A 14,772-nucleotide genomic window follows, 5' to 3' on the forward strand; every position below is an offset into this window, starting at 1 on the left:
ACATAGCAATCCTCAGGGGGTCACGCCCGGCGCAATTCCGTAGTAATCATAAGCCCATTCCGTCTTCGCCCCATTGATCGTGAGGTCGTCACGCGCGAGCGCCACCTTGACGTACCCCGCCGCCCAACGACCCGATACCACACGCGCATTCGACGTCGCAGAAGCAAGCTCCTTTCCAGACCTTCTGTATTTAATCACGGTACTAATAATACGCTTACCGGCATATACGTTGGCCGCCGCATACGTCGAGCCACGATAGGATAGAAGCGCAATCTGCTCGTTGCGCACATAAGACGCGCCCCACGAAATCTTCTTGCTCTCATAAGGAGCATACCCTGCCGGAGAAGCCGTAGAGGCATTCAATTGGTTCTGACCCCCGGAGACAAACTCACCCTCAAATGAGTATAGCCGCAGCCCCTCCTCAGCCCCTAGAAGCACGCCGTCAACCTCGATAGGCTCAGTCGGAACAATGACCTTGGAACTTGTCTCAACCGGTTGGAGCAAAACCGATCGGCCTGCCGCCACCGCATCAGGTGACAGCGAAGCGGCAACAACGATGCCAGCAGACAAAACCAAGGACCTACGGGGAATGCGGCCGACAACACGCATGACGACTCCTACATATCCGGGGACTGGGCGCATCCAATTCGATTCACCGCTTGAACGTGAGTTCAACCACAGGCGATAGTCTTGGCAAGTCGCTATGCGAATCGTTACATCAACCCAGCCCTCTGCATTTGCTTCTTGGCAGACGCTGGAGCCCCATTCATGAGCGCTACTCCACGGTGACGGACTTGGCCAGGTTGCGGGGCTGGTCCACATCCAGCCCCTTGGCCTTGGCCAGCGCGGAGGCGAAGATCTGCAGCGGCACCACCGTCAGCAGCGGCCACATCAGGGTCGGCGTGGCCGGGATGCGGATGACGGTGTCGGCGAAGGGGGTGACCGCCTCGTCGCCCTCCTCGGCGATGACGATGGTGCGGGCGCCGCGGGCGCGCACCTCCTGAATATTGGAGATGACCTTGTCATGCAGGACGGGGCGCCGCGGGGTGGGGACGATGACGAACACCGGCAGCCCGTCCTCCACCAGGGCGATGGGGCCGTGCTTGAGCTCGCCGGCGGCGAAGCCCTCGGCGTGCACGTAGGCGACCTCCTTCAGCTTCAGCGCCCCCTCCAACGCCACCGGGTAGCCGACGTGGCGGCCCAGGAACAGGAAGGAGGTCTGGTCGGCCAGCTGCGCCCCGAGCTCGCGGATACTGTCCTCCTGCTCGGCGAGCAGGCGCTCGAGCTTGGCGGGCATCTTGCCGAGATTCTCCAGGTAGTCGGCGACCTCGTCGGGCCACTTGTTGCCGCGCAGCTGCGCCAGGTACAGGCCCAGCAGGTAGCAGGCGGTGATCTGGGCGAGGAAGGCCTTGGTGGAGGCCACCGCCACCTCCGGGCCGGCGTGGGTGTACAGGACGGCGTCGGCCTCGCGGGCGATCGTGGAGCCGTAGGTGTTGACGATCGCCAAGGCCCGGCTGCCCTGTTCGCGGGCGTGGCGGACCGCCTGGATGGTGTCCATGGTCTCCCCCGACTGGGAGATGGCCACGGTCAGGGTCTTCTCCGACACGATCGGGTCGCGGTAGCGGAACTCGTGGGCGAGTTCGATCTCCACCGGGATGCGGCACCAGTGCTCGATGGCGTACTTGGCGACGTGCCCGGCGTAGGCGGCGGTGCCGCAGGCGACGACGATGATCTTGTCGATGCTGCGCAGCACGGCCGGGTCGATGCGCATCTCGTCCAGGACCAGTTCACCGCGGTCGTCGACGCGCCCGAGCAGGGTCTCGGCGACGGCGGTGGGCTCGTCGTGGATCTCCTTGTCCATGAAGGTGTCGTACCCGCCCTTGACGGCGGCGGACGCATCCCAGGAGACCTCCCACTGGCGCGGGGTGACGACGTCACCGGCGGCGTCCCACACGGTGACGGAGTCGGCGGTCAGCAGCAGCACCTGGTCGTCGTCGACCTCGGCGGCGTGGGTGGTGAAGGCGACGAAGGCGGCCACGTCCGAGCCGAGGAAGTTCTCCCCCTCGCCCAGGCCGATCACCAGCGGGCTGGAGCGGCGGGCGGCGACGATCGCACCGGGGGCGAGCTCGGTGACGGCCAGCAGCGCGAAGGTGCCCTCCAGGCGGGCGGTGACGGCGCGCATGGACTCCACCAACAACGCGGCGGCCGCGTCCGGGTCCACGGTGCCGGCCTCGCCCGCGGCGGCGAGCCGGTCGGTGAAGTCGAGGTCGAGCAGGTGGGCGACCACCTCGGTGTCGGTGGCGGACAGCAGGGTGCGGCCGGCGGCCTCCACCTCGGCGCGCAGGGACCGGAAGTTCTCAATGATGCCGTTATGCACCACGGCCAAGGAGCCCGCCCGGTGCGGGTGGGCGTTTTCGGTGGTGGGGCCGCCGTGCGTGGCCCAGCGGGTGTGCCCGATGCCGGCGGTGGCCGGCGCAGGCGCGGCCGCGTCCAAGGCGGCGCGCAGGTTGTCGAGCTTGCCGGCGGCCTTGACGGTCGTGAGGCGCTCGACGCCGTCTGGCCGCACCAGGGCGACGCCCGCAGAGTCGTAGCCGCGGTATTCCAGGCGCGAGAGTCCGTCCAGCAGCACCTCCAGGGAGCGGCCGGAGCCGGGGGCGGACGAGGCGGTTGACGGGGTCAGGGGGCCGACGTGGCCGACGATTCCACACATGTGCCCGATAGAACCACCAATCCCCCTCCCGATTCAACGCCCGCGCCGTGAACGCGCGCAGAAATCGACCGGCGGCTCCGGTGAGAGATGCGGCGTCACAGCCTCCTGGCGGCACCCACACGTGCCTATGAGGTAACAATGCGTCACACTGGTGCGGTGAACATCCCCGCATCCTCTGCGGCATTGACGTCCCGGCCCGGGACGCCCCCCTCGCCGTACATCGAGTTGCACCGCGACCAGTGGCGCGCGCTCGCCTCCGCCGCGCCGCTGCCGCTGACCCAGGCGGACCTGGAGAAGCTGCGCGGCCTGGGTGATCCGATCGACCTGCCGGAGGTGGATGTGGTCTACCGGCCGCTGACGGCACTGCTGGAGCACTTCATCACCACCGCCCGCGAGCGCGCCCGCCGCACCGCCGACTTCCTGGGGGTGGATGAACGCCCCACGCCGTTCGTGGTGGCTGTGGCCGGCTCGGTTGCGGTCGGCAAGTCGACGACGGCGCGGCTGCTAGCCCACCTGCTGGCCCGCTTCCCGGACACCCCACGGGTGGACCTGGTGACCACCGACGGCTTCCTGCTGCCCAACGCCGTGCTGGAGGCGCGCGGCCTGACCGCCCGCAAGGGCTTCCCGGAGTCCTACGACCAGAAGGCGCTGCTGGAGTTCGTCACCGCGGTGAAGTCCGGAGCACCCCGGGTGGAGGCGCCGGTGTACTCGCACACCGTCTACGACATCGTGCCGGGCAGGAAACTCGTGATTGAGCGGCCGGACGTGGTGGTGCTGGAGGGGTTGAATGTGCTCCAGCCCGCCCCGCGGGTGCGCCACTCCCCCGGCAACGATGAGCGCACGGTGGCGTCGGCGCTGGCGGTGAGCGACTTCATCGACTTCTCCATCTATGTGGACGCCGACCCGGAGGACATCCGCCGCTGGTACCTGGACCGCTTCCTGACGCTCAAGCACACGGCCTTCAAGGACCCCGACTCCTACTTCCGGCGCTACCAGGCCATCCCGGACGACATCGCGCTGGCGGCGGCGAACGAGGTGTGGGAGAGCGTCAACCTGGTGAATCTGCGGGAGAACATCGCCCCCACCCGGGGACGGGCCACCCTCGTGCTGCACAAGGACGCCGACCATCACATGAGCCGGGTGCTGCTGCGCAAGGCCTGAACGCCCATGGTCGGTTGGCTGGGGCGGGTCGGGGCGGACTCGGGCGGAGCATCCCGCAACCGGCAACCGCCCGCACCCACCCGCGACGGGCCGAATGTCCGCATGGGCCGAAGGTATCCGATTTCCTACATGATGCCGCGGGACGTGAGGTAGGCGATCCGCCGATCGTTGGCGCGGCGCAGCGTCCCGTCCTCCCGGAATACGCCGGCAAAGGCCTGCGGCATCCGCTCCGGGCCGAGCACCGCCGGCAGCGCCACGATGCATAGCAACACCAGGATGACGGTGTTGGGGATTAGTCCACACCAGTCCAGCCAGCTCGGCTGGTCCTTGAGGACCAGGGGCTCGCGGGCAAGCAGTGTCCGGTCGACCGGCAGGGCGCGCGGTGCCGTTACCAGTGGCGGTGCGGCCTGCGCGAGATGGGGATCTGCGCCTTGCAGGGCGGGCATCGTCTCGCGGGCGTAGCCGCGGGCCAGCGCCCAGGCCCAGATCGCATCGACCTCGGCCTCGAGTCGCAAGCGCAGGTCTTCGGCCCTCTGGGACGACAGGCGTGGAGCGGACAGCCGCACCCTGTGGCCCGCCGCTCCCACCTCGACCAGGGCCACCGGGCCGCGCTTGCCGCCCTTGCCGACATCGGCTATGGCGACGATGAATCCGACACGCGAGTCGGGCCAGGGCAGGTGAATCGTCCGCAGCACGCCCCGGGAGTTAATGCCGGCGGCATCGAAGACCGTGCGAAATCTGAGCGGAGGCACCAGGCCTCCACCGATCATCAGCACTGCCGCGCCTGCGACACCGGCCACGGCGAACGGCGCCACGGACACGCCGAAGGCGAGCAACCGGGAGCCGATTGTCAGAAATATGGCCCCCAACAGCGCGAAGAAGCCGCCGAAGACGTAGGTGAAGGGACTCGGCCGACGCACCAGCGACTCCGAAATCTGGGTCGACCCGCCGACTTCGAGGGCGCCGCCGCGCGTAACCTCGCACGGCTCGCCTCGAGCCGAAACTACGATGACTCGGTTCATCCCTGGGCATTGAGGTACTCGATCCGGCGCGCGACGGCGACGCGTCGGCGTTCGCACTCCGGGTCGGCGGCCGGCTGGTAGCCACCATCGTCCACCGCGAAGCCGGAGGCGACGCCCATTTCCCAAATGGAGTCGGCCGCCGCCGCAGCAGCCAGAAGCGCGCGATCGCCGCCTCCCAACCACCGCAGTCCCGGAACCGATACGGACAGGCCCTCGGCGGCGAGGATTCTCACCTCCACCACAGTCCTGCGATACTCCTCGGTCTCCGCGACGAAGATGGACGAGCGCGAAGTGGGCCAGTCGATCCAGAAGGAGTACATGCCGCTGAAATAGTCGATGCCCTCCGCGTACACGGTCAGGCGGGCACGGGCGGTTTCAAGGAGATCTGGCAATACCCGCACCGCGACAATCAACATGAGCAGCCCGATTGCGAAACCCAGCTTGCCGGCCACGGAGTCAATGCCGCTCCGACTGAGCGTGTAGAAGGCGTAGCCCACACCGCCGCCGCCGAGCGCGAGGGTGCCGAGAATGTGCCAGATGATCTCCCAGCGCTGCCCGGACCAGGCGGAGAACACCACGGGCTTCTGCCATTGCGACTCCGCGTCGTCGAAGACCTCCGCAGCGGGAGCATCTCCCCGGCTGTTCATTGGGCGTCCGGGCGCGGTCGCCTTGCGCCTCCTGCGCCGCTTATGGCCCCGGTGCCGCGCGACGCCAGGTACGTAGCCGCGGTCAACCGCCCAGGCCCAGATCTCGTCGACCTCCGTCTCCACTTGAGCCCTGATGTCGCCGACGAAGCCACCGACCACTCGTGGCGCTCCCAGCTTGAAGCTGCCCACAGTCGATGGAGCAACGACATACGCCGTATTGAAGTATTTCCCGTACGCCTGACGTACGACGAAGGCCGCACGCGAGTCGGGCCAGGGGGCGTCGATGTCACGCAGCGTGGTGTGGGAGTGAATGCCGTCGGCGTCGAAGATCGTGTACTCCCGCCAGGGCGCCGTGCCGAGGAAGACCACCAGCACCCCGATGGTGACCAGGAGCAGGCCGCCCTCGATCTCTCCGATCGCCAACACCGCTATGCCGGCGGCGATCGGCAGCAGTCCCATGAAGACGATCAGGCAGCCTCTGGTGCGAGCCCGACGGTTTGGGCGCGCCACGATGCGCTCGGGCGGTGGCACCGCTCGTGACGCAGTGGAGGTGCCGGCGTCGTACTGGTTGAGAGCCGGTCGGGGCCTGTGGAACATGGCTAGTCCGCGCGTTCGGCGTCGTATGCCTCGCGGGCGGCGAGCACGTCATCCATGTGCCCGACGGCCCACTTCTCCAGGGCGTCCATGACGTCGGCGAGGTCCCGCCCCAGTGCGGTCAACTCGTAGGTGACCCGCGGCGGGGTCTCGGTGTAGTACTCGCGCCTGACCAGGCCGTCGCGTTCCAGGGTGCGTAGCGTCTGGGTGAGCATCTTGGTGGAGATACCGTCCACGCGCCGGGAGATCTCGGTGAAGCGCAGCGGCCCCTCGTAAAGGGCGCCGATGACCAGCACGCTCCACAGTTCACCGAGCTCGCGCAACAGGCGTCGTGAGGGGCAGGACCGGCTGTAGGGGTTGTAGGCGTGCTCGCCCTCACCTGTCGCACTCATGCGCCGTTCCTCCCTTCGCCCCGCCGTCGGAACCCGAACAATGGGATTCTACCGGCCTCTGAGAAAGGTACAGCGTACAGGGCTGCGCCCGCCGCCCCGAGTTGGGGACGGCGGGCGCACGCGTCACACGGTTAGTGGTTTGCCCGGCGGGCGGGTTCACTTGATGACGGCGAAGCCTCCGGTCCAGGCGACCTGCTCGCTCAGGGCCAGGCCGATCTGGAGCGCGCCCATGGCCTCCAGCTCATGCGCCCGCTTGAGCGCTCCGGCGTCCACATAGGCCAGGCCGGCCGCCTCCACGAGAGCGCGCAGGGTCGCCTTGGCGTCCTCGCTGTCCGCGGCGGCATAGACGGTGACCGGCTCACCGGCAATGGTGCCGGCGGCGAGGGTCGCGGCGAAGTTCGTGTTGAAGGCCTTGACGACCTGTGCTCCGGGCAGGCGCTCGGCAACCTCCGCGGCGGCCGACGAGCCGGGGGCGACGACGGAGTCGAGCGTGGCGAAGTCGATCGGGTTGGAGGGGTCGACGACGATCTTGCCGGCGAAGGCGTCCGCGGGGTAGGCGGACAGCACCTCGGCGATGGCCGGGTAGGGCAGTGCCAGGACGACCAGGTCGCCGGTGACGGCGTCGCCGATGGTTCCGGCGGTGGCGCCGTCGGCCGCAGCGGCGGCCTTCGCGGCGTCGCGGGCAAGCACCTGGACGGAGGCGCCGGCCTTGACGGCGAGCTGGGCGACGGCGGAGCCGATGGCACCGGCTCCGAAGACGGTAACGGACGGGAGGGATGCAGCAGCCACGATGTTCTCCTTACTGCGTGCGGTGGTTCCGACGGGTGTTACTCTCCCTCAGTAACTCACTTCCCGCAAGAGAGCTTTTAAGTGAGTCGAGCCACATCTCCCACTGAGGCGGGCGGCTCGCCGGCCACCGCTTCGCGCCGCTTCAAGGCCCGCGGCGGTGAGACGCCGCGTGACACCCACCCCGACGCGTTCTACTGTTGCGTGAGTCACCACGCGCGCCCGTATTCCCCAACCCGCGGTCGCCGCCGCGCCACTGGGCGCGCCCGCTGAAAGGAGCTTCTATGCGTCTTGGAATCCCCTGCCAGCCTCCGGACCGCTCTATGACCGCGGCCACGCCGCAGACAGTGGAACAGCTGATCCGTCTGGGCTACGACGTCGTCGTCCAGCGGGGAGCCGGGGCACCGGCCCAGTTCCCCGACGCCGCCTATGAAGAGGCAGGCGCGCAGCTCGCCGACCGCGCCGAGACCTGGGGCTGCAACGTCGTCGTCACCGCCTATGCACCCGACGACGCCGAGCTGGACCTCATGCACCCGGGCGCCACCCTCATCGGAAGGCTCGACCCCGCCCGCCATCCCGAGCTCGTGCAGAGCCTGCAGGACCATTCCCTCACCGCCCTGGCAATCGACACCGTGCCGCGCATCTCCCGGGCACAGAGCATGGACGTGCTCTCCTCCCAGGCGAACCTGGCCGGCTACCGGGCCGTCATCGAGGCCGCCGCGCACTTCGGCCGCCTGCTCAACGGCCAGGTGACCGCCGCCGGCAAGTTCCCGCCCGCCTCCGTGTACGTGATCGGCGCGGGCGTGGCCGGCCTGGCCGCCATCGGCACCGCCTACTCCCTGGGCGCCGTAGTCAAGGGCACCGACGTGCGCCCGGAGGTGGCCGACCAGGTCAAGTCGGTGGGGGCCGAGTTCGTACCCGTGCCCACCGCCCAGGAGGTGTCCGCCGACGGCTACGCCAAGGAGATGAGTACCGACCAGGCGGCGCTGGCGAACGCCCTGTATGCGGAGCAGTCCGCCGCCGCGGACATCGTGATCACGACGGCGAACATCCCTGGCCGCCGCGCCCCGCTGCTGCTGGACCGCGCCGCGATCGACGCCATGCAGCCCGGTTCGGTGATCGTTGACATGGCGGCAGCCAACGGCGGCAACACCGAGCTGACCGTGCCAGGTGAGGTGGTCACCACCGACTCCGGTGTGACCATCGTCGGCTACACCGACCTGGCCGAGCGCCTGCCCGCCCAGGCCTCCCAGCTGTACGGCCGCAACATCCTCAACCTGCTTACCCTGGTCACCCCCGCCAAGGACGGCGACCTGACCCTGGACCTGGACGACCAGGTGGTGCGGGCCATCACCGTGTGCCAGGCCGGCGAACTGCTGTGGCCGCCGCCGCCCGTGGCGGTCTCGGCCGCCCCCAAGGCGCCGGCCGCCCCGACCCCCGAGCCGGCCCCCGATGCCTCCGGAGACGCCGAGGCCCAGGCCGCCGCCCGGGCCCGTTCACGCCGGCGCATGAGCATCGGCCTCGCGCTGGCCGCCGTCGCAGTCGCCGTCTTGGTGCTGGTCACCCCCGCGGCCGCCACCAGCCACTACATCGTGCTGGCCCTGGCGGTCATCCTGGGATTCCACGTCATCTCCAACGTGACCCCGGCACTGCACACGCCGCTGATGTCGGTGACCAATGCGATCTCCGGCATCATCCTGCTCGGCGCCATCTCGCAGGTCGGCAACGCCAACCCGGCGATCAGCGCCGTCGCCTTCATCGCGATCCTGCTCGCGTCCATCAACGTCTTCGGCGGCTTCGCGGTCACCAACCGCATGCTCGCCATGTTCAGGAAGGAGTGAGGGCATGTCCTGCGCAGCTGTTGTCTCCCTGCCCGCATTCACGCCAGCGGCTCTGTCGGCCGTGTCCCCTGCGGCCTCCGCCGACGCCGTCGGCCTGACCCTGCCCTCGCCGGTGGCCCTGGCCTACGTCGCCGCGGCGGTGCTGTTCATCGCCGCCGCCGCCGGACTGTCCCGCCACGAGACCGCGGTCGCCGGTAACATCGCCGGAGCCGTCGGCATGGTGGTCGCGGTCGCGGCCGCCATCGGCCTGGCTTTGACCTCCGACCCCGGACAGGGCGTGGTCACCACCGCCATCCTGATCGCCCTGGCCCTCGGCATCGGCGCCGTGATCGGCATGCTGCTGGCCGGGCGGGTAGCCATGACCGGCATGCCGCAGCTGATCGCGGTCCTGAACGGGCTGGTAGGTCTGGCCGCCGTACTGGTGGGCTACAGCTCCTACGCCTCCCCCGACGGACTGGCCGAGTCACTGGGCGGCTTCCACCTGGGGGAGGTGTTCCTGGGCGTGTTCGTCGGCGCCGTGACCTTCACCGGCTCGGTGCTTGCCGCTCTGAAGCTGGCCGGGCGCGTCCCGGGCCGCCCGATCACCCTGCCGGGGCGCAATAAGCTCAATCTCGCCGCTCTGCTGGTCAGCCTCGTACTCATGGTCGCCTTCATCCTACTGCCGGCGGGGTCGACGGCGGCCTGGGTGTGCCTGGCGGTGATGACGGTGATCGCCCTTGCCCTGGGCGCCCACCTGGTGGTGGCGATCGGCGGCGGTGACATGCCCGTGGTCGTGGCCATCATGAACTCCTACTCCGGTTGGGCCTCCGCCTTCACCGGCTTCATGGTCAACAACGACCTGCTGATCATCACCGGCGCACTGGTGGGCTCCTCCGGCGCCTACCTGTCCTACCTGATGTGCCAGGCCATGAACCGCTCCTTCGTGTCCGTGCTGCTGGGCGGCTACGGCACCGAGGGCGCGGTCGCCGCCCCCGCCGCGGGCGAGGAGGGCACCATCCAGCAGACCGACGTGGGCGCCGTCGCCCGGGCGCTGCAGGACGCCAAGCGCGTGGTGATCACCCCCGGTTACGGCATGGCCGTGGCGCACGCCCAGTACCCCGTGGCGACGCTGACGGAGATGCTGCGCGGGGAGGGCGTGGACGTCACCTTCGGCATCCACCCCGTGGCCGGCCGCCTGCCCGGGCACATGAACGTGCTGCTGGCGGAGGCGAAGGTCCCCTACGACCTGGTGCTGGAGATGGACGAGGTCAACGACAGCTTCTCCGACGTCGACGTGGTGCTGGTCATCGGTGCGAATGACACGGTCAACCCCGCCGCGGAGGAGCCCGGCTCCCCCATCGCCGGCATGCCAGTGCTGCGGGTTTGGGATGCCGCCAAGGTCGTGGTGTTCAAGCGCTCCATGGCCACCGGCTACGCCGGCGTGCAGAACCCGCTGTTCTTCAAGGACAACACCTCCATGCTCTTCGGCGACGCCAAGGAGACCGTGGAGGAAGTCATCCGCGCCATGGAGTGAGCACGTGCAGTGAACCGGTGAGCTCTCCCCGGAATTGGACCGGGCCCCGCACCGCAAACGGTGTGGGGCCCGGTCGTCCGTCTAAGTCCCTCTCACATACGCATTTGCCTCTCGCGCACGCGGGGCGGGAAGTCGCACGTCAGGCGGCGCGGGTCAGCGCAGCGAGCCGGGCCGCGCGATCACAGTGCGAGGTTGTCCTTAACGACGGCGGCCAGGCCGGCGGCCACGCGGTCGGCCTCCTCCTGGCTGGCGGCCTCCACCATCACGCGCACCAGCGGCTCGGTGCCCGACGGGCGCAGCAGCACTCGGCCGGTCTCCCCCAGCTGCTTCTCGGCGTCGGCGACGGCGTCCTGCACCGCCTTGTTGGTGCCGGCGGCGGCCTTGTCCACGCCGGGGACGTTGATGAGCGTCTGCGGCAGGCGCTGCACAATGCTGGCCAGCTCGGCCAGGGACTTGCTGGTGCGCTTCATGCGGGCGGCCACACGCAGCGAGGTGAGCACGCCGTCACCGGTGGTGGCGTGGATGGTGTCGATGACGTGCCCGGACTGCTCGCCGCCGAGGGTGTAGCCGCCCTGCAGCATCTTCTCCAGCACGTAGCGGTCGCCCACGCCGGTCTGCACAATGCGGATGCCGTGCTCGCGCATGGCCAGGATCAAGCCCAGGTTGCTCATGACGGTGACCACCAGAGTGTCGGAGCCGAGCGTGCCGTCGGCCTTCATGCCCACGGCCAGCAGGCCCATGATCTGGTCGCCGTCCACCAGGTTGCCGTCTGCGTCCACGGCCATGCAGCGGTCGGCGTCCCCGTCATAGGCGACCCCCATGTCCGCGCCGACGCTGCGCACGTACGACTGCAGCTGCTCGGGGTGGGTGGAACCGCAGTCGGCGTTGATGTTCAGCCCGTCCGGGGACGCGTTGATGGCGATGACCTCGGCGCCGGCGGAGCGCAGGGCGGCGGGGCCGACGTTGCTGGCGGCGCCGTTGGAGGCGTCCACCACGATGCGCAGGCCGGACAGGTCGGTGGCTACGGAGTCCACCAGGTGGTTGATGTAGGTCTGGTCGGCGACCGTCTCGCCCTTGATGACGCGACCGACGGCGGCGCCGGTGGGGCGGGGCAGGTCCTCGTTCAGGGCCGCCTCGATGCGGTCCTCCACGGCGTCCTCGAGCTTGTAGCCGCCGCGGGCGAAGAACTTGATGCCGTTGTCAGGGAAGGGGTTGTGGGAGGCGGAGATGACCACGCCGAGGCTGACGTCCTGGCTGGCGGTCAGGTGAGCGATGGCGGGGGTGGGCAGCACGCCGACGCGGGTGACATCCATGCCGGAGGCGGCCAGGCCGGCGCTGATGGCGTGGTCGAGGAACTCGCCGCTGGCGCGGGTGTCGCGGCCGACGACGGCGCGGGGGCGGCGGCCCAGCCGGTGGGGCGAGTCGTCCGAGCCGACCAGGACGCTGGCCGCGGCCCGGCCGAGGCTGACTGCGAGATCAGGGGTGAGCAGTTCGTTGGCGAGTCCGCGGACGCCGTCGGTGCCGAAGAGTCGTGACATGGGATCCTCCTGTGGGTAGACGGCCCCATCATTCCACGCCGGAGCGCAAACCGGTGGCCGCCTCCCCGAAGGAAGACGGCCACCGACGTGAAATATGCGCTTCGGGGCACCCCGGAGGGGGCGCCGCCGCGGTCAGCGCTTGGAGTACTGCGGGGCGCGGCGGGCCTTGTGCAGACCGGCCTTCTTGCGCTCCACAATGCGGGCGTCACGGGTGAGGAAGCCGGCCTTCTTCAGGGCCGGGCGGTTGGCCTCACGGTCGATCTCGTTCAGGGCGCGGGCGATGCCCAGGCGCAGGGCGCCGGCCTGGCCGGAGATGCCGCCGCCGTTGATGCGGGCGATGACGTCGAAGCGGCCCTCGAGCTCGAGGATGGTGAAGGGGGCGCGCACGAGCTGCTGGTGCAGCTTGTTGGGGAAGTAGTCCTCCAGGGTGCGGCCGTTGATCTTCCACTGGCCGGTGCCGGGGATGAGGCGGACGCGGGCGACGGCCTCCTTGCGGCGGCCGAGTCCCATGCCAGGAGCGGTGATGGACTGGCCGCGTCCCTCGGTGGGGGTGGATTCGGTGGTGTAGCTGGCGGGGGCGTTGTCCTCGTCCAGCGCGTCGATGTCGACGGTGGTCTCAGCCACGATGTGTCCTTTGCTTGTCGGGTGCCGGGCGCTGGAGCGCTTACTGGGTGACCTGGGTGAGCTGGTAGCTCTGCGGGTTCTGGGAGGCGTGCGGGTGCTCCGGACCGGCGTACACCTTCAGCTTCTTCAGCTGGGCGCGCCCCAGGCGGGTGTGGGGCAGCATGCCCTTGATGGCCTTCTGGACGGCCCGCTCGGGGTGGGTGGCCAGCAGCTCCCGGTAGGAGACGGCGGTCAGGCCGCCCGGGTAGCCGGAGTGGCGGTAGGCGAACTTCTTGTCGGCCTTGCCGCGGGTGAGGACGACCTTGTCGGCGTTGATGATGACGACGTAGTCGCCACAGTCCTCGTTCGGCGCGAACTGCGGCTTGTGCTTCCCACGGAGCAGGGTTGCAGCCTGGGCTGCGAGCTGGCCGAGCACGACGTCACTGGCGTCAATGACGTACCAGTTCTTCTTGACGTCGCCGGGCTTCGGTGTGTACGTGCGCACTGGCGTTGCCTTCGTTTCTCTTGGCGGGCGGACACGCGGACACAGCGCAGGCGCTGGCATCCGGCGGGACCGCCATGGTCAGATGAGGTGGTCGGAGCACCGGCCGCAAGTAGCGAGTGGGATGGCACCACAAGCGTGATCGCGTGCTGCACGACGGTCCCCTACCCTACCGGCGGCTTCGGGGACGGTCAAAGCCGCCGGCACCCGGGCGGCCGTGAAACCTGACACGCCGCTGTGCCGCTCGCCGACGGTGCAGCGGTAGCGGGGGCGCCTGCCGACGGGACCGGCGCCCGGAACCGACCGCACCATCAGCCGCGCGGTCAGTCGCAGCAGTTCGGCGCCCGACGCAGGGTGCGGGCCCGCTCGGCCTGTGCGGCCAGCTCGGCGTCGGCCGGGTAGGTGACGGCTTCCAGGGTGAGCCCATGGGCCGGAGCAACCGGCGCGGCCCGGCCTCGACTGCGGGCTGCCAGCAGCCGGGCGGGCCAGTCGACGTCGCGGCGTCCGGTCCCGACTTCGAGGGCGGCGCCCACCAGGGAGCGCACCATGGAGTGGCAGAAGGCGTCGGCGACGACGGTGAGGGTCACCAGGCCGCCGTCGGGGCCTGGGGAATCGGCGGGCAGGCGCCGCCAGAAGAGCTCCTTCAGGGTGCGGATGGTGGTGGCGCCCTCGCGGGGGCGGCAGTAGGACAGGAAGTCGTGCTCCCCCAACAGGGGGCGGCTGGCGGCCTGAATGGCGTCGACGTCGAGCCGCTCGTTCACCCAGAGGACCTGCCCGCGGCGGGCGGGGTCGCGTGGGGCGCCGGCGGGGCCGCCGTCGGCAATGCGGTAGCAGTAGCGGCGGGTCAGAGCGGAGAAGCGTGCGTCGAAGGCGGGGGGAACCTGGCGGACGCCGTAGACCACCAGGTCGCCGGCACCGCGCGGGGCGTGGATGGGCCCGTGTTGGGCCTCGCGGGCGAGCACGCCGGCGAGCCGGTCCAGCAGGGCCTGCTCGGGGGTGCGGGTGGAGCGTCCGGGCAGTGCCCGCCAGGCCGCGGTGGGCACGTCCAGGTGGGCGACTTGCGCGGCGGCGTGCACCCCGGCGTCGGTGCGCCCGGCGACCGTCAGCCGCACCGTGGTGCGCAGCACTGTGGCCAGGGCGGTGGTCAGCACGCCCTCGACGGTGCGCTGTCCGGGCTGGGCCGCCCAGCCGTGGAAGCCGGTGCCGTCGTAGGCCAGGTCCAGGCGCACGCGCACGGCGTCGGGGCGGGTGGGGTCGGCTCCGTACGTGGGGTCAGCATCGCGCGTGGGCTCGGCATCGGTCATGGCAACCATGAGACCACAGCCCGGGTGCTGCCTTCACCCGTCCGCCTCGGTGCTAGACGTCGGGCCGCGTCTCACTTGCACGACCCTGGGCCGCGTTGCACGACCTCGGGGTGTTTTGCACGACCCCGGGGTGGTCGTGGAATGCACCCCAAGGTCGTG

The 14,772-nt window shown here is 69.7% G+C and carries 13 protein-coding genes; 3 read left to right on the top strand and 10 right to left on the bottom strand.

The window, feature by feature from the left end; translation table 11 throughout:
- Positions 1–12 precede the first annotated feature (12 nt).
- Both DRB06_RS15730 and glmS read right to left on the bottom strand, forming a co-directional pair.
- On the bottom strand, positions 13–609 hold the full coding sequence (locus tag DRB06_RS15730) for a hypothetical protein (RefSeq protein WP_146750784.1): 597 nt from the start codon (positions 607–609) through the stop codon (positions 13–15).
- A 166-nt stretch (positions 610–775) separates the two neighbouring features.
- Positions 776–2,710: a glutamine--fructose-6-phosphate transaminase (isomerizing) gene (glmS, locus tag DRB06_RS02635; protein WP_073327494.1), complete on the bottom strand. Its 1,935-nt coding sequence runs from the start codon at positions 2,708–2,710 to the stop codon at positions 776–778.
- Positions 2,711–2,848: 138 nt separating this feature from the next.
- Between glmS and coaA the strand changes: the two genes are divergently transcribed.
- Complete coding sequence (gene coaA / locus DRB06_RS02640; protein ID WP_083565322.1) at positions 2,849–3,871, top strand: type I pantothenate kinase; 1,023 nt, start codon at positions 2,849–2,851, stop codon at positions 3,869–3,871.
- Positions 3,872–3,996: 125 nt separating this feature from the next.
- Here the strand turns inward: coaA and DRB06_RS02645 are convergent, their stop codons facing one another.
- From DRB06_RS02645 to DRB06_RS02660, 4 genes are all read right to left on the bottom strand, one after another.
- The gene (locus tag DRB06_RS02645) at positions 3,997–4,791 is read right to left on the bottom strand and encodes a hypothetical protein (RefSeq protein WP_111819074.1); all 795 of its coding nucleotides are present in this window, start codon (positions 4,789–4,791) and stop codon (positions 3,997–3,999) included.
- Between the two features lie 98 nt (positions 4,792–4,889).
- Positions 4,890–5,999, bottom strand: a complete 1,110-nt coding sequence (locus DRB06_RS02650; protein WP_108966249.1) for a hypothetical protein — start codon at positions 5,997–5,999, stop codon at positions 4,890–4,892.
- A gap of 140 nt (positions 6,000–6,139) precedes the next feature.
- Positions 6,140–6,526, bottom strand: coding sequence for a helix-turn-helix domain-containing protein (locus tag DRB06_RS02655; RefSeq protein WP_108966247.1), 387 nt, complete (start codon positions 6,524–6,526; stop codon positions 6,140–6,142).
- A gap of 156 nt (positions 6,527–6,682) precedes the next feature.
- On the bottom strand, positions 6,683–7,315 hold the full coding sequence (locus DRB06_RS02660) for an NADPH-dependent F420 reductase (protein ID WP_083565324.1): 633 nt from the start codon (positions 7,313–7,315) through the stop codon (positions 6,683–6,685).
- A 281-nt stretch (positions 7,316–7,596) separates the two neighbouring features.
- Between DRB06_RS02660 and DRB06_RS02665 the strand changes: the two genes are divergently transcribed.
- Both DRB06_RS02665 and DRB06_RS02670 read left to right on the top strand, forming a co-directional pair.
- Positions 7,597–9,153, top strand: a complete 1,557-nt coding sequence (locus DRB06_RS02665) for a Re/Si-specific NAD(P)(+) transhydrogenase subunit alpha (RefSeq protein ID WP_111819075.1) — start codon at positions 7,597–7,599, stop codon at positions 9,151–9,153.
- A 4-nt stretch (positions 9,154–9,157) separates the two neighbouring features.
- Positions 9,158–10,666, top strand: coding sequence for an NAD(P)(+) transhydrogenase (Re/Si-specific) subunit beta (locus DRB06_RS02670; RefSeq protein WP_111819076.1), 1,509 nt, complete (start codon positions 9,158–9,160; stop codon positions 10,664–10,666).
- A gap of 179 nt (positions 10,667–10,845) precedes the next feature.
- On the opposite strand, the gene glmM is transcribed toward DRB06_RS02670, so the two are convergent.
- From glmM to truA, 4 genes are all read right to left on the bottom strand, one after another.
- The gene (gene glmM, locus DRB06_RS02675; RefSeq protein ID WP_111819077.1) at positions 10,846–12,204 is read right to left on the bottom strand and encodes a phosphoglucosamine mutase; all 1,359 of its coding nucleotides are present in this window, start codon (positions 12,202–12,204) and stop codon (positions 10,846–10,848) included.
- Positions 12,205–12,336: 132 nt separating this feature from the next.
- Positions 12,337–12,828: a 30S ribosomal protein S9 gene (rpsI, locus tag DRB06_RS02680; RefSeq protein WP_073327508.1), complete on the bottom strand. Its 492-nt coding sequence runs from the start codon at positions 12,826–12,828 to the stop codon at positions 12,337–12,339.
- A 40-nt stretch (positions 12,829–12,868) separates the two neighbouring features.
- The gene (rplM, locus tag DRB06_RS02685; protein ID WP_073327509.1) at positions 12,869–13,312 is read right to left on the bottom strand and encodes a 50S ribosomal protein L13; all 444 of its coding nucleotides are present in this window, start codon (positions 13,310–13,312) and stop codon (positions 12,869–12,871) included.
- Positions 13,313–13,632: 320 nt separating this feature from the next.
- Positions 13,633–14,613 carry a tRNA pseudouridine(38-40) synthase TruA gene (gene truA / locus DRB06_RS02690; RefSeq protein WP_111819083.1) on the bottom strand — a complete coding sequence of 327 codons (981 nt, stop codon included), beginning with the start codon at positions 14,611–14,613 and terminating at the stop codon, positions 13,633–13,635.
- Positions 14,614–14,772: the final 159 nt, after the last annotated feature.

Origin of the sequence: Actinomyces sp. Z5, assembly GCF_003287795.1 — a bacterium.
Lineage (GTDB): Bacteria > Actinomycetota > Actinomycetes > Actinomycetales > Actinomycetaceae > Actinomyces > Actinomyces glycerinitolerans.